Annotated in this window: 17 protein-coding genes; 8 read left to right on the top strand and 9 right to left on the bottom strand. The window is 73.6% G+C overall.

Translation table 11 applies throughout. From position 1 onward, the window contains the following. Window positions 1-73 precede the first annotated feature (73 nt). The 8 genes from rpmH (at window position 74) to ACYVDO_RS08610 (ending at window position 6,298) form a co-directional block, all read left to right on the top strand. The gene (gene rpmH / locus ACYVDO_RS08645) at window positions 74-211 is read left to right on the top strand and encodes a 50S ribosomal protein L34 (protein ID WP_106297453.1); all 138 of its coding nucleotides are present in this window, start codon (window positions 74-76) and stop codon (window positions 209-211) included. A gap of 10 nt (window positions 212-221) precedes the next feature. Continuing rightward, window positions 222-590, top strand: a complete 369-nt coding sequence (gene rnpA / locus ACYVDO_RS08640; RefSeq protein ID WP_460934784.1) for a ribonuclease P protein component — start codon at window positions 222-224, stop codon at window positions 588-590. Next, window positions 587-859: a membrane protein insertion efficiency factor YidD gene (gene yidD / locus ACYVDO_RS08635; RefSeq protein WP_460934782.1), complete on the top strand. Its 273-nt coding sequence runs from the start codon at window positions 587-589 to the stop codon at window positions 857-859. The genes rnpA and yidD overlap by 4 nt, the downstream gene beginning before the upstream one ends. A gap of 96 nt (window positions 860-955) precedes the next feature. Beyond that, complete coding sequence (gene yidC, locus ACYVDO_RS08630; RefSeq protein ID WP_460934780.1) at window positions 956-2,017, top strand: membrane protein insertase YidC; 1,062 nt, start codon at window positions 956-958, stop codon at window positions 2,015-2,017. 11 nt (window positions 2,018-2,028) lie between these two features. After that, window positions 2,029-2,640, top strand: a complete 612-nt coding sequence (locus ACYVDO_RS08625; protein WP_460934778.1) for a Jag family protein — start codon at window positions 2,029-2,031, stop codon at window positions 2,638-2,640. A gap of 24 nt (window positions 2,641-2,664) precedes the next feature. Continuing rightward, entirely contained in the window at window positions 2,665-3,525 is an 861-nt protein-coding gene (gene rsmG / locus ACYVDO_RS08620; RefSeq protein WP_460934776.1) for a 16S rRNA (guanine(527)-N(7))-methyltransferase RsmG, read from the top strand. A gap of 686 nt (window positions 3,526-4,211) precedes the next feature. After that, complete coding sequence (locus ACYVDO_RS08615) at window positions 4,212-5,123, top strand: ParA family protein (RefSeq protein ID WP_460934774.1); 912 nt, start codon at window positions 4,212-4,214, stop codon at window positions 5,121-5,123. A gap of 14 nt (window positions 5,124-5,137) precedes the next feature. Beyond that, a complete protein-coding gene (locus ACYVDO_RS08610) occupies window positions 5,138-6,298 on the top strand; it encodes a ParB/RepB/Spo0J family partition protein (protein ID WP_460934772.1) in 1,161 nt (386 codons plus the stop codon). Between the two features lie 223 nt (window positions 6,299-6,521). On the opposite strand, the gene ACYVDO_RS08605 is transcribed toward ACYVDO_RS08610, so the two are convergent. The 9 genes from ACYVDO_RS08605 to ACYVDO_RS08565 form a co-directional block, all read right to left on the bottom strand. Then, the gene (locus ACYVDO_RS08605; protein ID WP_460934770.1) at window positions 6,522-7,694 is read right to left on the bottom strand and encodes an N-acetylmuramoyl-L-alanine amidase; all 1,173 of its coding nucleotides are present in this window, start codon (window positions 7,692-7,694) and stop codon (window positions 6,522-6,524) included. 313 nt (window positions 7,695-8,007) lie between these two features. Beyond that, window positions 8,008-8,334 (bottom strand): thioredoxin, encoded by a 327-nt coding sequence (trxA, locus tag ACYVDO_RS08600; RefSeq protein ID WP_310152078.1) that lies wholly within the window; start codon window positions 8,332-8,334, stop codon window positions 8,008-8,010. Between the two features lie 100 nt (window positions 8,335-8,434). Continuing rightward, window positions 8,435-9,472, bottom strand: a complete 1,038-nt coding sequence (gene trxB, locus ACYVDO_RS08595; RefSeq protein WP_460934767.1) for a thioredoxin-disulfide reductase — start codon at window positions 9,470-9,472, stop codon at window positions 8,435-8,437. A 172-nt stretch (window positions 9,473-9,644) separates the two neighbouring features. Then, complete coding sequence (locus ACYVDO_RS08590; RefSeq protein WP_460934765.1) at window positions 9,645-10,424, bottom strand: hypothetical protein; 780 nt, start codon at window positions 10,422-10,424, stop codon at window positions 9,645-9,647. A gap of 109 nt (window positions 10,425-10,533) precedes the next feature. Then, window positions 10,534-11,103: an RNA polymerase sigma factor SigM gene (gene sigM, locus ACYVDO_RS08585; protein ID WP_460934763.1), complete on the bottom strand. Its 570-nt coding sequence runs from the start codon at window positions 11,101-11,103 to the stop codon at window positions 10,534-10,536. 20 nt (window positions 11,104-11,123) lie between these two features. Next, complete coding sequence (locus ACYVDO_RS08580) at window positions 11,124-13,163, bottom strand: hypothetical protein (protein ID WP_460934761.1); 2,040 nt, start codon at window positions 13,161-13,163, stop codon at window positions 11,124-11,126. A 53-nt stretch (window positions 13,164-13,216) separates the two neighbouring features. Beyond that, window positions 13,217-14,839 carry a murein biosynthesis integral membrane protein MurJ gene (gene murJ, locus ACYVDO_RS08575; protein ID WP_460934759.1) on the bottom strand — a complete coding sequence of 541 codons (1,623 nt, stop codon included), beginning with the start codon at window positions 14,837-14,839 and terminating at the stop codon, window positions 13,217-13,219. After that, the gene (locus ACYVDO_RS08570; protein WP_460934757.1) at window positions 14,836-17,088 is read right to left on the bottom strand and encodes a DUF6049 family protein; all 2,253 of its coding nucleotides are present in this window, start codon (window positions 17,086-17,088) and stop codon (window positions 14,836-14,838) included. The genes murJ and ACYVDO_RS08570 overlap by 4 nt, the downstream gene beginning before the upstream one ends. Beyond that, complete coding sequence (locus ACYVDO_RS08565) at window positions 17,088-17,573, bottom strand: NUDIX hydrolase (RefSeq protein WP_460934755.1); 486 nt, start codon at window positions 17,571-17,573, stop codon at window positions 17,088-17,090. The genes ACYVDO_RS08570 and ACYVDO_RS08565 overlap by 1 nt, the downstream gene beginning before the upstream one ends. Window positions 17,574-17,596 lie beyond the last annotated feature (23 nt).

The raw sequence follows: 17,596 nt of genomic DNA, 5'->3' as shown, positions 1-17,596 counted from the left end.
CCGATTGCGGCCGACCAGGCGCCCCACCCCGACTCATCAGGCCCGCCGGGCCTGACCAGCAACGGAGAATCTCGTGAGCAAGCGTACTTTCCAGCCGAACAACCGCCGCCGCGCCAAGACCCACGGCTTCCGCCTGCGGATGCGCACCCGCGCCGGGCGCGCCATCCTCTCGGCCCGTCGTCGCAAGGGTCGCTCCGAGCTCTCCGCCTGAGGCTCACCCGGTGCTGCCGGCGGGGCACCGGCTCCGTGCGAGCTCGGACTTCGCCACGGCGCTCCGGGGCCCCAGGGGAGCCCGGGCCGGCTCCACGCTGATGGTGATCCACGCCAACACGACCGACGCGCGCGCGGGACAACCGCCGCGGGTCGGTTTTGTTGTCTCCAAGGCTGTGGGCACGGCCGTGGTTCGCAACCGCACCAAGCGCCGCCTGCGGGCACTCATGGCTGCCCGGGTCGGCACGATCCCTGCCGGTACCGACGTGGTGGTCCGCGCCAATCCCCGTGCGGCACAGGTGACATCGGGTGAGCTCGGCGCCGACCTCGACCGCCTGTTGGGACGCGTCCTCGCCAGGCTCGTAGGCGGTCGGTCATGAGTGACCTCGGCCGGACCGTGCAGCGGGTCGCCGCGGCCCCCCTCATCGGTCTCATCGTCGTCTACCAGCGGGTGATCTCGCCCATGCGGCCGCCGACGTGCCGGTACTACCCCTCGTGCTCGGCCTACGCCCTGACTGCCATCCGGCGGTTCGGGCCGCTCAAGGGAACCTGGCTCGCCCTGAAGCGGTTGCTCAGGTGCCACCCGTGGACGCCCGGTGGGGTGGACCACGTCCCGGAGAAGCCGGCCACCCCGTCCCACGCCCACTAGGGCGACGGACACCAGACCTGCCGGTCCCACCGCCCAGCGCCGGGGACCGGACCACCGGTGGGCCCCACCCGGGACCATCACCAGATTGAGGACACGATGAGTTTCAGCTCCCTGGTCTACCCGTTCGAGTGGATCGTCGCCTGGATCCTGTACGGCTGGCACAGTCTGTTCGACCTGATCGGGATCCCGCCGGCGTCGGGCTTCGCCTGGGTCATGTCGATCATCGGCCTCGTGGTCGTGATGCGTGCGGCGATGATCCCGCTGTTCGTCAAGCAGATCCACGCCTCGCGGCGGATGCAGCTCATCCAGCCCGAGATGCAGAAGATCCAGGCCAAGTACAAGGGCAAGAGCGACCCGGACTCCCGTCAGGCGATGACGCAGGAGACCATGGACCTGTACAAGCGGACCGGGACCAACCCGTTCAGCTCGTGCCTGCCGATCCTGCTCCAGTCGCCGTTCTTCTTCGGCCTCTTCCGGGTCCTCAACGGCCTGTCCGGCATGGCCAACGGCACCAAGGAGACCATCGGCCCGATCACGCGCGACCTGGCCCGCCAGGCCGAGCAGTCGACCCTCTTCGGCGCGCAGCTGTCCGACAAGTTCATGGGTTCGGACACGGTGACGGTCAAGGTCGTGACCATCGTCCTCATCGTGCTGATGTCGCTGTCGACCTTCACCACCCAGCACCAGCTGATGCGCAAGAACATGCCGGCGTCCGCGCTGGACAACCCGTTCGCGCGGCAGCAGAAGGTCCTGCTCTACGTGATGCCGCTGTTCTTCGCGATCTCGGGTGTCAACTTCCCCATCGGTGTCCTGCTCTACTGGCTCACGACCAACGTGTGGTCGATGTGCCAGCAGTTCTACGTGATCCGCCGCATGCCCGCCCCCGGCTCCCCCGCCGAACAGGCGCTGCGCGAGCGCAAGGCCAAGCGCGGCAAGGTGCACGAGGAGTTCACCGTCAAGGGACTCGACAAGGAGGCGGCCGAGGAGGCCAAGCCGGTCTCCGGCCAGCGACAGCAGCCCAGCCGCAAGAAGAAGAAGAAGGCCCCCGCCGCGAAGGGCGCCACCCCCGCCCCCGCCAAGGGCTCTGCCAAGACCACCTCCTCCGGGGCCACCGGCTCCTCGGCCGTCGCCGAGAACAAGCCCCACACCGACAACTGAGAGTGATATCGATGAGCGAGCACGACACCGTCGCCGACCCGACCGTCCCCACGTCCGAGGCGCTCGGCGACACCCTGACCGACGAGACCGCGGCCCCCGGCCAGCCGTCGCCCGCCGATGCCGCAGAGGGTCGCAGCCGTTCGGGTGGCCACGCCGACCTCGAGCGCGAGGGTGAGGTGGCCGCCGACTTCCTCGAGACGCTCCTGGACATCGCCGACCTCGACGGGGACATCGACGTCGACATCGACGGGGACCGCGCCTCGGTCTCCATCGTGGACTCCGAGGACGGCCGGGTGCCGCGGCGCCTCGTCGGACCGGACGGCAAGGTGCTCGACGCGCTGCAGGAGCTGACCCGGCTCGCGGTGCAGTCCGCCACCGGGGAGCGCAGCCGGCTGATGCTCGACGTGGCTGGTCACCGTGCCGAGCGCCGGGCCGCGCTCGTGGCGATCGCGCAGGAGGCCATCGCCGAGGTGAGGAGCAGCAACGAGTCCGTGGCGCTCGACCCCATGAGCGCGTTCGAGCGCAAGGTGGTCCACGACGAGGTCCTGGCCGCCGGCCTGCTCTCGGAGTCCGACGGGGTGGAGCCGCGACGCCACGTCGTCGTCCGCCCCAGTGCCTCCTGAGCCGTTTCACGTGAAACAGCGCGCATGACGACCAGCCACCACGGCGCCGACGACGGGCGCGGCACCGGAGCCCCCGGTGCCGCGCCCGTCGCGCATCCCACACCGGTTGAACCCCCCAGCGGCACCACCGAGGGCCCGCCGGCCACGGCCGGTGCGGATGAGCGTCCGTCCGCTGGCGACGACGGCTCGCCGGTGCCACCCGCCGCACCGCCCGAGCCCCCGCCCGCGGCGGCCCGGCTGTTCGGTGGGCGCCTGGACCTGGCCCGACGCTTCGCGGCGATCCTCGCCGACACCGGTGTCACCCACGGGCTCATCGGTCCTCGCGAGGTCCCCATCCTGTGGGAGCGGCACGTCCTGAACTGCGCCGTCGTCCATGAGGCCTTCCCCGAGGGCGCCGCCATCGCCGATGTCGGCTCCGGGGCCGGGCTCCCCGGCCTGGCACTGGCGATCGTCCGCCCGGACCTGCGCCTGCACCTCGTCGAGCCGCTGCTGCGACGCACCACGTGGCTGGAGGACGCGGTCCGTCAGCTGGGGCTCACCAACGTCACCGTCACCCGTGCGCGCGCCGAGGAGCTGCACGGCATCCTGCGCGTGCCGTGTGCCACGGCGCGCGCCGTGGCGCGGATCGACAAGCTCGCCCGGTGGACCTTCCCGCTCCTCGAGCCCGGGGGCGAACTCGTCGCACTCAAGGGCTCCTCGGCTGCCGACGAGCTGGCAGCCCAGGAGCCGGTGCTGCGCCGGCTCGGCATGACCGCGGGGCGGATCGAGACCTATGGTTCGGGCACGGTCGAGCCCGAGACGGTCGTCATGCGCCTCACGGTGGACTTGGAGGCCACGCAGGGTCGCGGTGCCGCCCCGGGGCGTTCCCGGCATCGCCGACCCTGAGCGAGACCGGGGCGACCGAGGCCTTGCTGGCCGCCGTCCCCGAGGCGCGCGTCACCCTCGCATCGGGGTGGGTGGCCTGGGCGTACCCCTAACCGCCTCCCGCGTTGTGAGGTGTCGCCGCCGTAGGGTTGGATGATGCCCATGGCCAGCGAGGAGACGGTGTGAGCACTGCAGTACGACAACTGGATCGCGGGCTCGGCTGGCCATCCCTGGGCGGGCGCTCCACTGCAGCCCTGGGTTGGCCCGGCGAGGATGGGGTGATCCGACCCACGTCCGCCCCGCAGGGGGTTTCACGTGAAACAGGCTCTCGCGATGGCACCGGGGCGTCGACCTCCCCTACTTCCCTGACCGAGGCTCCGCAGGCGTCCGTTCCGGTGGTGCCGGTCGCGCGGACACCGATCACCCCCCTGACGGCCCAGGGACCGACGGACGAGCCATCCACTGCTCAGACCTCGACGGGGCAGACCTTGGCGGCACAGACCTTGGCGGCACAGACCTCGGCGGCACGGACTCCGCTCACGGAGGAGGCGAACCCCCAGCCGGTCGCCTCGCACGAGGGGCCGGCCGGGCCGTCCGACGCCGTGGGCCACGTGGGCGGTGCCGAGGCGGCCCGTCAGGCGCTGGCCGCCGTCTCTGTTTCACGTGAAACGGACGACCGCGCGGAACTCGTGTCCTCCCTGCCCCAGGTGGACCATGACACCCCACTGGCCCGCGAGGTGGCCGAGGACGCCCGGAAGCGGATCACGCTGACCGGTCGGATCTTCCCCAAGCCGGCTACGACCCGGATCCTCACGGTGGCCAACCAGAAGGGTGGGGTCGGCAAGACGACGACGACGGTGAACATCGCCGCAGCCCTCGCCCAGGCCGGTCTCACCGTGCTCGTCATCGACATCGACCCCCAGGGCAACGCCAGCACCGCCCTTGGCATCGACCACCACTCCGAGGTCATCAGCATCTACGACGTCCTGGTCGAGGGGACCCCGGTAGCCGAGGTGGTGCAGGAGTGCCCCGACATCCCCGGCCTCTGGTGCGCCCCCGCCACGATCGACCTGGCCGGTGCGGAGATCGAGCTCGTCTCGCTCGTCGCCCGCGAGACGCGGCTGCAGAAGGCCATCGCCGCCTACCTCGAGCAGGTCCGTGAGACAGGGGGAGCCGTCCCGGACTACGTCCTCATCGACTGCCCGCCCAGCCTGGGGCTGCTGACCGTCAACGCGTTCGTGGCCGCGCACGAGGTGTTCATCCCCATCCAGTGCGAGTACTACGCGCTGGAGGGGTTGTCCCAGCTGCTCAAGAACATCGAGCTGATCCGCAGCCACCTCAACCCGAGCCTGCACGTGTCCACCATCCTGCTCACGATGTACGACGGCCGGACGCGGCTGTCCGCCCAGGTGGCGGAGGAGGTGCGGGCGCACTTCCCGGAGCAGGTCCTGCGCAACACGGTGCCGCGCAGCGTGCGGATCTCCGAGGCTCCCAGCCACGGCCAGACCGTGATGACCTACGACCCCAACTCCAGCGGCGCCCTGTCCTACCTCGGGGCTGCAGCCGAGCTCGCCGACCGCGGGGCCGGCCAGACCACCAGCGCTCCCGCGCACGACTGAGAGAGAACGAGCTGATGAGTGAGAAGCGCCGCGCGCTCGGCCGGGGCCTCGGTGCCCTGATCCCCAACGCCCCCGCGAGCCCCGCCACGAGCCGCCCTGTCGACGTCTTCTTCCCGGACCAGCGCCCGGCTGCGGAGCCGGGCGACACCTCCGCGCAGGCTTCGGCGGAGGGCGGCGCGGCCGACGGGCACGAGTCGACGACGCCGGCGGGAGACGGACCTGGGACCCCGGACGCCCCACCCGTGACGCAGGCCCCTGCGGACGGCGAGGCCGACGACTCCGTGAGCGGTGCGACCGCCACGGCACAGGACACCTCGGGGCTGGCGCCGGTTCCGGGTGCGTCCTACGGGGAGGTGCCGCTGGACGAGATCCGGCCCAACCCCCGGCAGCCGCGGTCGGTCTTCGACGAGGACGACATGGCCGAGCTGGTCCACTCGATCCGTGAGATCGGCGTGCTCCAGCCGGTGGTGGTCCGCCCCATCGCCCCTGGTCAGGACGGCGACGTCCCCGACGGTGTGCGCTACGAGCTCATCATGGGCGAGCGCCGTTGGCGCGCCTCCCGCGAGGCGGGCAGGGAGACGGTCCCGGCCATCGTCAAGGAGACCGAGGACGACGACCTCCTGCGGGACGCCCTGCTCGAGAACCTCCACCGCAGCCAGCTCAACCCGCTGGAGGAGGCGGCCGCCTACAGCCAGCTGCTCGAGGACTTCGGCTGCACCCACGACGAGCTGGCCGGACGGATCGGCCGGTCCCGGCCGCAGATCTCCAACACCCTCCGGCTGCTCAAGCTGCCGCCCATGGTCGCGCGCAGACTGGCGGCGGGGGTGCTGTCCGCCGGCCACGCCCGCGCGCTGCTCTCGCTCGAGGACGGCGCCGCGATGGAACGGCTCGCCCAGCGGATCGTGGCCGAGGGCCTCAGCGTGCGCAGCGTGGAGGAGATCGTGGCGCTCGGCGGGGACCTCGGCGACAAGGCCAAGCCGCGACGCCCCCGCGCGGGCAGCCGCCACCCGCAGCTCGACGACCTCGCGGCGCGGCTGTCCGACCGGTTCGACACCCGCGTCAACATCGCCCTGGGCCAACGCAAGGGCAAGCTGACGGTGGAGTTCGCGTCGGTCGAGGACCTCAACCGGATCGTCGACCTCCTGGGCGTCGACCCGCGCCGCCAGGCTCGTTGAGCGCGAGCGCACCCGAACGCTCTCTGGCAACAACGAAGCCCGAATTCCCTTGCTGGACAGGGGGATTCGGGCTTCGTCACATCTTGACATCGGCGGCACCGAGGTCGCCGCCAGCCTCTGCACCGGCGCTTCGCGCGTGTCGCGGCCGGTCAGGGACAGCGTTGTCACGGACCTTGCGCGGCAGCCACCGCACGGCCGGGGAGGGGCTGCGGGCCGGGAGGTGTCAGCCCTGGGCGGCGAGGTAGGCGCGCAGGTCGCCGAGCCGCAGGACGCCGGTCGTGGCGGTGTCGTCGTCGCCGAGGTACAGCCGCTGCAGGCTCACCAGCACCGCCTCGGCCAGGACGTCCCGGAAGGCCGGGTCGGCGAGCCGCTCGGCGTCCTCGGGGTGGGAGAGGTAGCCGGCCTCGACCCGAACTGTCGGCATGGTCGTGTGCTTGAGCAGCGTCCACGACCTGCCGTGCGCCCGGCAGTTGGCCAGGCCGGTACGGGCGACCACCTCACGCAGGACCAGGTCGGCCAGCTGCTCGCCCACGGCCGACCAGGCGGTGGTGCGGTCACGGCCGAAGAAGAAGGTCGCCACCCCGCTGGCATCCTGCGCCTCGTGGGAGTCGCAGTGCAGTGACAGGACCACGTCGGCACCCGCGGCGTTGGCGATGGCCGCCCGCTCCTCCTCGGTGGGGCAGGTGTGCTCGGTGCGCGTGAAGACCACCGACACCCCGATGGCGGTGAGCCGGCCCTCGATCCGCCGGGCGAGGTCCATGACGAGGTCCGACTCGACGAGCCCGTTGCCCACGGCGCCGGTGCTGGAGCCGCCGTGGCCCGGGTCGAGCACCACGGTGCGGCCGCTGAGGCTGTGCCCGGAACGGCGGACCCGTTCGCGCTCGCGCAGCACCGTGGCCGAGCCGCCGGAGACGGACCGGCGCAGGTCCTCGAAGGCGCGCAGGGTCTCCGGGCCGACGGACCCGTCACCCGGAAGGCTGTAGGCGCGCTGGAAGGCCCGCACCGCACGCTCGGTGTCGGGGCCGAAGCGGCCGTCGACCCTGCCGGCGGAGAAGCCCAGCGTGTTGAGCCGCTCCTGCAGCGCCGCGACGTCCTCCCCGCGGAGCAGGTGCCCGGGGGTGTGCGTGAGGAGGCGGTCGCCGAGGACCCAGCGGGCGCCGTCGAGGGCGGAGAAGGTCTCGACGCCCACGACGCCGTCGACGATGAGCCCCTTGTGCTGCTGGAAGGCACGGACCGCTCGCTGCAGGCCCTCGTCGAAGACGTCCTCGCCCCGGCTGGGGGGAGCGATGCCCTCGGGCAGGTGCGCCGGCGACAGCGCGGCCAGCCGGGCCCGCACGTCGGCGACGGCAGGGCCGGAGCTGCCGAGGCCCAGGAGGCCCTGCTTGCTGTCGGACACGAGACCTCCGTGCGGCGGGTCGGGGACGGGTGGGGGCGTGCGGGGTGCTCGGGTACGGGCCGGCGTTCGAGCCGCGCCCGGGCCCTCGTGACGTGCTCGTGACGGGACGTTTGCGCTGGTCAGGAGCGTGTCACGACGAACCCTGGCCCAGGTGGTGACGACCAAGAGTAGGTCCGGAGCGGGCCGGGTACCAACCTCGCGCGCGACACGGGCCGCCCCGGGGATGACGATGCCGGCCGGTCCCACAGGGGGACGCGACCGGCATACGTCGTCGTGCACCGGCGCCGGACACCCGCAGGTGCCGGGGGGCGGCTCAGCCCAGGTAGTCGGCGAGCTCGCGGACCAGCTTGGGCTTGGGGAGGGCGCCGACGAGGGTCTTGACGACCTCGCCGCCCACGTAGACGTTGAGCGTCGGGATGCCGGTGATGCCGTAGCGGCTGCTCACCTGGACGTTCTCGTCGGTGTTGAGCTTGACGACCTCGATCTTGTCCTTGTGCTGCTCGGCCAGCTCCTCGAGGATCGGGGCGACGGCGCGACACGGGCCGCACCACGGCGCCCAGAAGTCCACCAGGACCGGCTTGTCGTTCTTGAGGACGTCGGCCTCGAAGGTGGCGTCCGTGGTGTCCTTGATGGCTCCCACTCGGGGGCTCCTTTCGGTGGTGCTGCTGGGGTTGAGGAAGGGGTGGTGCTCGGCGACCGCGCGCGGTTCCAGCGTCGCAGGCCGGGGTGACAGCGCCGGGTCAGCGGACGCCGACGGGGCTGTGCTCGGGGTTCTCCTGCTCGATCAGCGCCTCGGACCGGGCCGGTGAGCCCGCCTCGTGGTGCTCGGCGAGGAACTTCTCGGCGTCCAGGGCCGCCGCACAGCCCGAGCCCGCTGCGGTGATCGCCTGGCGGTAGGTGTGGTCGACGAGGTCGCCGGCGGCGAAGACCCCGGTGAGGTTCGTACGCGTGGTGCGGCCCTCGACGAGGACGTAGCCCTCGTCGTCGAGGCCGACCTTCTCGGAATCCTCGGTGCCGGTGAGCAGCTCGTTGCGCGGGTCGTGGCCGATCGCGACGAACAGTCCGGTGACCGGCAGCTCGCGCGTCTCGCCGCTGACGGTGTCGCGCAGGGTCACACCGGTCAGCTTGGCGTCGCCGTGGATCTCGGCCACCTCGGAGTTCCAGGCGAACTTGATCTTGGGGTTCTCCAGCGCGCGCTGGGCCATGATCTTGCTGGCCCGCAGCTCGTCGCGGCGGTGCACGATCGTCACGGACCGGGCGAACTTGGTCAGGAAGGTGGCCTCCTCGACCGCGGAGTCCCCACCACCGACGACCGCGATGTCCTGGTCGCGGAAGAAGAACCCGTCACAGGTGGCACACCATGAGACGCCGTGGCCGGAGAGTCGCTTCTCGTCGGGGAGCCCGAGCTCGCGGTAGGCCGAGCCCATGGCGAGGATCACGGCGTGCGCCCGCCAGGTGTTGCCCTCGGCGTCGGTGACGACCTTGACGTCGCCCTCCAGCGAGACGGACTCGACGTCGTCGGTGATGATCTCGGCGCCGAAGCGCTCGGCCTGCGCCCGCATGTTCTCCATCAGCTCCGGGCCCATGATGCCGTCACGGAAGCCGGGGAAGTTCTCCACCTCGGTGGTGTTCATCAGCGCGCCGCCGGCGGTGACCGCGCCCTCGAAGAGCACGGGCTGCAGGTTCGCCCGGGCGGCGTAGACCGCGGCCGTGTAGCCCGCGGGGCCGGACCCGATGATGATCAGACTACGGACGTCGGCAGGTGCGGTGGTGCTCACGCGGCTACAGCCCCTTGTGGTCGAGAAGTGGGAGCACCGCTACATGCGGTGTCGAGTACGTCAACCGATCGTAGGGCCTCGGTGTTCCCCGGAGCCCCCCGACGCCCCGGCGGCGCGCGGAGGGGCCCGGTGGGGTGCCACCGGGCGGCCGGAGGGAAGCCAGGCGAGGGGGTCAGGACAGGCGCAGCGGGCCGGTGAGGACGTCGGGGTGCGTGCGGTCGCAGGCGGGTGACACGGCATACACGACCCGGCCGGTGTCGCTGCTCACGACCGCCACGACGGCGTCGTGGCCCTGGTAGGTCGCGGCGTCGGCCCACACGGGCATCCACGCCTCCACCCCGAGGGTGGTGAGGCAGGTGCGCAGGCCGGTCACGCTGTCCGCCGGCCCGGCGGCGCGCGAGGACCCGGCGCCCTTGCCGGGGGAGGGGCCCCGCGCCTGGCTGGCCCGCACCTGCTCGAGGAGCGCCGCGGCGGTGTAGGCCGTGCCCGTGCCCACGATCGTGACCGGCCCGGCCGCGCCGGCTGCACGGTCACCGGTGGCGATGCCCGGGCTCGCGGTTCCGGGGGGCGGGGCCGAGGTGACGGCCTCGCTGGCCGCCGAGCCGGCGGCGGAGTCCGAGGCGGAGCCTCCGGTGAGCGCGGCCATGAGGTTCCCGGGACCGGTGCCCGCCAGGGCCGGGATGCCGATGCCGAGGGCGACCACGGCGGCCGCCGCCACCCCCAGGTGCTTCCAGCCCCAGCCGCGGCGGGCGCGCAGCGGGACGACCGTGTGGTCGGTGCGCGCGGCCTGCTCGGCGGCGATCGAGGCGTGGATCCGCGCCACGAGGTCCTCGGGCATGGGGCCGGGGTCCGGGAGCGAGCCCAGCAGGGCGCGGATGCCGGTGGGGTCCGGGTCGGGGTCGCGCCGGTCGTGCCGGGCGTCGCGGTCCGGTGGCACGGGCGGGGTGCTCACCACGACGACCTCCGGATCGGTGACGGGAACGTGCTGCGGGTGCCGCCGCTCTGCTCCTCGGGGCCCGGACGGTGCCCGGGCGTGCTGCGGGGGCGACATCGGTAGGACGTCACGGCTGCCCCGAAGGTTCCCGCAGCAGCGTGGCCAGGGCCTCCCGACCCCTGCTGCAGCGCGACTTCACGGTCCCCTCGGCGACCCCCAGCACCGCGGCCGCCTCGACCACCGACAGCCCGTGCATGTCGACGAGCACGAGGGCCAGCCGCTGCCCCTCGGGCAGGCGCCGCAGCGCCTCGTGGACGTCCAGCCGCGTCTCCACGGCCCCGTGGTCGTCGTGCCGGTCCGACAGCTCCCGCTCGGGCAGCTCGCGGGTCGGCTTGTCGCGGCGCAGGCGGTCCAGGCAGGCGTTGACCACGATCCGGTGCAGCCACGTCGTCACGGCCGCATCGCCGCGGTAGGACTCGGCGCGGCGGAAGGCCGAGATGAAGGCGTCCTGGACGCAGTCGGAGGCGAGCTCGCGGTTGCCCGTGGTGCGGACGGCGACGGCCCACATCCGGTCGCGGTGGCGCCGGAACAGCTCGCCGAAGGCGTCCGGGTCCCCGGCGACGTGGGCGCGCATCAGGTCGCGGTCGTCGCGCTCGCGCAGGTCGAGGTCGGCCGACCCCGGGGCGCCGTCTGCCATGCCGTGCCGCCGTGCCCGCGTCAGCGGACGGTGACCTCGGCGAGGGTCGCGCGGTACCGGCCGTCCGAGACCCGCGAGACCTGGGTGAACCACACGAACACGTACTGGCCCTGGACGGGCGCACCGTCCTTGGTCAGGGTGATGGTGCCGGACTTGCCGGAGCTGGTGCCGACCTGCTTGGCGTCGTCGCGGTTGCGGTCGGGGCCGACGTCGACGGTCACGTCCGCGGCGTCGGGCAGCACCAGCTCGACCGAGTGGACGGACCGGACCTGGCCGAGGTCGAGGCGGACGCCGACGCCCTTCTTGAGCCCGCCGAGGTTCGCGCTGGCGTACCCCTCCGAGCTCCAGAACGTGCTCGTCTTGCCGTCGTAGACGCGCGGGGCCTCGCCGTTGCGCTCGGAGTTGTCCCCCTCGGGGTCGTACCCGGTCGCGCCCAGGATCGGGTACGGCTCGCCACCGGACTGCGTCGGCTCCCCGGTGGTGGTCTGCCCCGGGGTCACGGTGGCGGTCGGCGCGGTCACCGTCACCGTGCCGCGGGGGGTGGGCCCACTCCCCAGGCCGAGGTCGGTGTTGGCGCCGATCCGCGAGACCCCCACCACGGCGACGACGGTCACGACGACGAGGAACAGAGCGATGATCGCGAGGACGAGCTTGGACTGGTCGCGGGTGGCCGGTGCGGACAGCTCCTGCGGGAGCAGCGGCAGCGGGGGGTCGAGCGGTTCCCCGGTCTCGACCAGGGCGTCGTCCAGGCTGATCCGACGTTGCTCGGCGCGCTCCTGGGCAGCCTGCCGCTCTGCTCGGCGCTCGGCCGCCTTGTCGGCCGCCGCGCGCGCGAAGCCGCCCACCTTGTGCGCCGCGCCGGCCGCGGCGTGGCCGGCGGCCGAGCCGGCGGTGCCCAGGGCCGAGCCGACGGCCCCGGCCGCCGCTGCCGCTCCTGCGGCTGCCGCGGCGCCGCGGGTCGCTCCGGACCCGTCCGCGGCGTCGTCGGCCGGCCCGGCCTCCGGGGTGGAGGTGCCCAGCGGCGAGGTGCCCAGCGGCGAGGCGCCCGGCGCAGCCGGGTCGAAGCGCAGTGGGGCGGTCGGCGTGGCTGCGTGGTCGACGGCCGCCGCGGGGTGGACCGTGCCGGCCGCGACCGGGGCCGGCATGGTCTGGGTGGCGTCGGGGTCGACCCGGTCCGACGGCGAGGTGGTGGCGGGGGACCCGGCCCCGGCGTGCTCGGTGGCCCAGGGCAGGTCGCCCAGGGGGAGCGCGACCGTCGGGCTGGAGTCGTCGCCCCGGGGCGGCGCCGCGAGGCCGGCGACCTGCGCGCTGGCCCAGGGGGCGATCTGGCTGGCGAAGTCGCCGGGGGTGAGCGGGCCCTGGTCCTCGTTGAGGGTGAGCCGGCACAGGGCGTCGAGGTCGCCCGGCACGCCGGCGGCGATCTCGGACGGGGCGGGGACGCCACCCACGACGTGCGGGGCCGCCTCGAGGCCGGCTCCCGGACCGGGCAGCGGCCACCGGCTGGTCAGCGCGGCATACGTGATCGCGACGACGCCCACCGCGTCGATCCGCGCTGCCGCGTCGGGCTCGACGTCCTCGACCTCGGCCATCGCGGCGGCGGTGGCCAGGCCCCGGACCTTGACGGTGCCGTCGGCGGCCCGCAGCACGGCGTGCGGGGTGAGCCGCAGGTGGTGCAGGCCCCGGGCACGGGCGGCCTCGAGCCCGGTGGCGGCCTCCCCGGCGATGCGGCGGGCCTCCTCGGCGGGCAGCCCGCCCTGCTCGAGCACCTGGTCCAGGCCGTGGGCGTCGGGCAGCAGCTCCTCGATGAAGAAGGCGATGCCCTCGGACCGGCCGACGTCCAGCACCCGCACGAGGCGCGCGTTGTCGATGCCGGCGGCACGCCGGGCGGCGTCCAGGGTGGCGTCGGCGTGCGACTCGTCCTCCGCGAAGCAGACCACCACGACGTCCCGGTCCAGGGTCGTGTCGTGCGCCGACCAGCGTTCGGCTCCCGCCAGCTGCTCCAGGCGTCGCTGCACGGCATACCGGCCGCCGAGCACCGTCGAAGGGCCTACCCCGTGCACAGTGCCTCCTTCGGTGTCCTCGTGCGGTGGTCCCTCATCCTAGGGCGAGCAGGTCAGGAGGGACGGTGGCGCAGGCGACGGAGCACGGGGTCGAAGAGCTGGGCGACCTCCTCGACCCGCATGACGTGGGCCAGGCCCAGGGCGAGGACGAAGAAGACACCACCGCCGACCACCACCTCGACGAGCGCAGCGAGGTGGCTGTCGGGGAGGAGGGAGGTGAGGAGACGGTCGAGCGGCCAGGCCACCGCGGCGGCGACGAGCGCGGCCACGGCCAGACGTGCGTACAGCCGCACCGCCGACTGCAGGGCGAGGTTGCCCAGCCGGCGACGGAGCAGGACGAACCCGACCATGGCCGCCACGAGGTTGCTGAGCGTCTGGCCGACGCCGACCACGACCCCGGCCTGGCGCGCGTCGACGGTGAAGGCGAAGAGGTTGACCGCAGTGGCGATCGCCGTGACGACGAGCTGCAGCAGGAACGGCGTCCGCGCGTCCTCGTAGGCGTAATAGACCCGCTGGACGAGGTAGAGCCAGCCGAAGGGCAGGATCCCCAGGATCATCGCGATCATGACGTGGGCGATCGCCTGGGTCGCTGCCGTGGAGTTGCCGGGGAACAGCACCCGTACGGCAGGCTCCCCGAACAGCACGGCGAAGACCATGCCCGGGAGCAGCAGCACCGCCGGCATCCGCACCCCTCGCCCGAGGTCGGCCACCACCTCCCGCGTGCGTCCCGCGGTCGCCGCAGTGGACATCCGGGTGAAGAGCGCGGTCACCAGCGACAGGGTGATGAGCGAGTGCGGGAGCATGAAGAGCAGGAAGGCGTTGCTGTAGGCCGCCTTGCCGGCCCCGACCTGGTGCTCGTGGGAGAGCACCTGGGTGGCGCGGGTCAGCACCCGAGAGGTGACGACGAACCCGAGCTGGCTCACGGCCAGGGCCGCGAACGTCCACAGCGCGACCTTGGAGGCCGATCCCAGGCCGGTACCACGGAAGCCCCACACTGGTGTGAACCGGAAGCCACCGCGGCGCAGCGGGACAATGAGGACGAGGGCCTGGGCGACGATGCCCAGGGTGGTCGTGCCGCTGAGGATCCAGACCATCGTGGGCGTCCACGCGCCTGGCCCCACCTGCGTCGGGAACCCGGTCAGCAGGACCAGGAGACCGGCGATCATGACCACGTTGGCCAGCGCGGGGGCCCACATGTACGCCCCGAACTGGGCACGCGCGTTGAGGACCTGACCGAGCACCGTGTAGAGCCCGTAGAAGAACATCTGGGGCAGGCACAGGAACGCGAAGGCGGTGGCCAGCTCGACCGCCCGGGGATCCGAGAAGTCCGCGAAGGCCCGGACGAGCAGCGGCGCGGCGGCGGTGACGAGGACCGTGCCCGAGGCGATGATCGCGATCGAGATCGTGAGCAGCCGGTTGACGAACTCGTGGCCGCCGTCGTCGTGGGTGGCGGCCTTGGTGATCTGGGGGACGAGCACCGCGTTGAGCACGCCCCCGGCGAGCAGGAGGTAGAACAGGTTGGGCAGCGTGTTCGCGACGTCGAACGCGTCGGCCGCCAGGCCGGTCGCCCCGATCACCGCGGCCAGCATCGACGCCCGGACGAACCCCAGTGCCCGCGAAACCACAGTGCCGCCCGCCATCACGGCGGACGAGCGGGCCAGGCTGGACTCGGTCATCGGGGTTCCTCGGGGGCGGTCGGTGCGGCGGGGGCGGTCGGTGCGGCGGGGGCGACGGGCGGAGCGACGGGTGCGGGGCGGCGCCGGGGCCGGTGGCGGAAGGTGCGCACCAGGCCCGCCAGCAGGATCAGCCCGGCGAGGCCGCCCAGGGCCCAGTAGACCCAGTCTCCCGTCGGGGTGACGCGCACCTCGACGTCGGCCCCCTGCCCGATCACGGTGCCGTCGGGCGCGGTCAGCGTGGTGCGCAGCGGGACCGGGCCGGCGGCCAGGGCGGTGACGCCGACGCTGACGGTCGCCTTGCTCTGCGGCCCGATGCGCAGGGCGGGGGGCTGGCTGTCGATGCGCAGCCGGGGGTTGGACGCCTCGACGGTCAGCCGGACGTTCTCCACGGGCACCGTGAGCTCGTTGGTGACGGTGATCTGCAGCCGCCCGGACTCGGCGAGGAAGTTGATGGTGCCGGCCAGCACCTTGACCGCGGACGTCGTCTGGGCGGCGGCCTGGTCGACCCGCCCCTCCAGGGTGTTCCACGCGGTCGGGGCCGAGCGCCAGCGGGTGGAGGCGAGCTGCTCCGCGGCGCGGCTCCAGGTCCGGGCGAACTCGTCGCCGTCGTCGCGGATGGTGGCCACGCCCTGCACGGTGCGCACGGTCCGCTCGAGCTCGGCCACCCGGGTGGCCGTGAGGACCGGTGGGCCGGCCTGCGGCGGGGCGCTCGGCCGGGTCACCGGCGCGGCGGGGGTGGGGGTCGCGCGTCGGGCCCGGGCGAGCTCGGCGTCCGTCGACGTCGGCACCAGCCACGGGATCGAGGCCGCGGTGGTGAGGAAGGCCCGGGCGGTCGCCGGGTCCGGACCCCAGGTGCGCGGCGCGACGACGAAGACCGTCCGGCCCTGCGTCCCGGGCAGCTCGTTGAGCAGGGCCGCGGTGTCGGCGACGAACTGCTGGGCGCTGAGCACCCCCTCCTGCGGCGAGCGGGTCCGCGCGAGCAGGCCGCTCAGCCGGTCGTCGTAGGCCAGCAGGGGCAGCCCGGCCACCGACCGTTGGGCCGCCACCGGCGTGCTCGTCGCCGTCTCGACCCCGAGCACCGAGGAGGAGACGACCTGACCGGCGAGCGCCGGCACGCGGAACACGCGACGCAGCGAGGTCTCGCGGCTGGCGGTGTACGCGCCGTCGGCGGGCCAGGCGATGTCGGACCGGCCGCCGAGTGCCGAGGCCACCGCGGCGGCACGCCCGACGTACCCGGCCATGAGCGAGTCCCCGGACGGGGTGCCGACCACGGCCGCGAGGTCGGCGTCGGTGTCGGGCAGCACCCACGGACTGTGCCTGGGGGCACCGCCGGTGATCCGGCCCTCGGTCGAGGTGCGCAGGTCGCGCTCGCCGGCCGCGCCGGCCCCGGTGCCCACGTCGTGCTGGCCCTGGAGCAGGCTCGGCGTGAGGGTCGGGTCGACGGCCCACGTCACCGTGGTGTCCTGGGTCGCGTCGAGGACTCGGCTCAGGCGGGACCCGTCCCCGAGCGCGCGCTGCCAGGCGTCCTCACGCTGCTGGCCCTCCCCGACGAAGAGGTCCGGGTCGGGGTCGAGGGTGAGCGGGACCGCCCACGCCACGGCCAGCGGCTGGTACTGCTTGACCCGCTGGTAGCCGGCGAAGGTGCGCACGCTCGTCCCGCCGGACTCGATGCTGAGCGGGAGCGCGCCGTACGTCGCCTCGGTCGCCCGGCTCGCGAGCTTGCGCACCACCACCCGGAAGCTGCCGGTGGCGCCCGGGGCCAGCGTCCCGGACACGCGTGCCTGCCCCACGACGGTGCCGCGGGCGGGTCCGGTCGCGGCCGCCCACTCCTGCACCCGCTCGCGGGACCGCTCGACCGGCGTGGAGCCGAGGACGACTCGCACCAGCGGACGGTCAAGGGGGGCACTGGTCCCGTTGCGCAGGGAGCCGGCGACGACGAGGTCCTGGTCCTTCTGCACGACGGCCGGGCTCACCGACGACAGGGTGAGCTCCGTCGTGCCGCTGGCCGAGGGCACGCTCGCCGGGACCCCCGGGTCGGCAGGGGTCGCCGGTACCGCCGGCGCGCGCCCGGCATACCCGCGCGGCGCGGTGAGCACTGCGGCACCGGACGCCGCCGCGGTGCCGGACGGCGCCCCGGTGAGCCCCACCCCCGGGGACCCGGCGGGCACGGCGGTCACCCCGAGCAACGGCAGGGCGGACAGCACCAGGGCCGCCGCGTGGAGCGCGCGGCGCCGGGGACCGCGGACCATCAGCCGTCCCCGGAGAGGCGGGCCCAGGCCTGCCGCGCGATCCGGCGCTCGTTGGGGAAGGTGAGGTGCTCGTGCGCCTCGCGCAGGGGCAGCCAGGCGACGTCGACGGCTTCGTGGTCCGGGTCGTTCTCGATGGTGAGCTCTCCGCCCGTGGCCTCGAGCAGGTAGTGGTGGACGAACTTGTGCACGCGGCGCTCGCCGGTGGCGAACCAGTAGTCGATGGTGCCGAGCTCGGTGAGCACGCGCCCCTCGATGCCGGTCTCCTCCGCCACCTCGCGGGCGGCCGCCTGGACGAGGGTCTCGCCGTCCTCGCGGTGGCCCTTGGGCAGGCACCACTCGAGCCGGCCGGCCCGGTTGCGCCGGGCGATGACCGCGATCCGCGCGATGCCGTCGTGCACGTCGACCACGATGCCCCCGGCCGAGCGCTCCTCCACCGTGGGCAGCCTGCGGGACAGGCGGTCCGGTTCGGGGGCGGGGGAGGTCACCCCGCCACTCTAACGAGCGCCTA

This window comes from Phycicoccus ginsengisoli, assembly GCF_054779295.1.
This window is presented reverse-complemented; position numbering and strand designations above follow the sequence as displayed.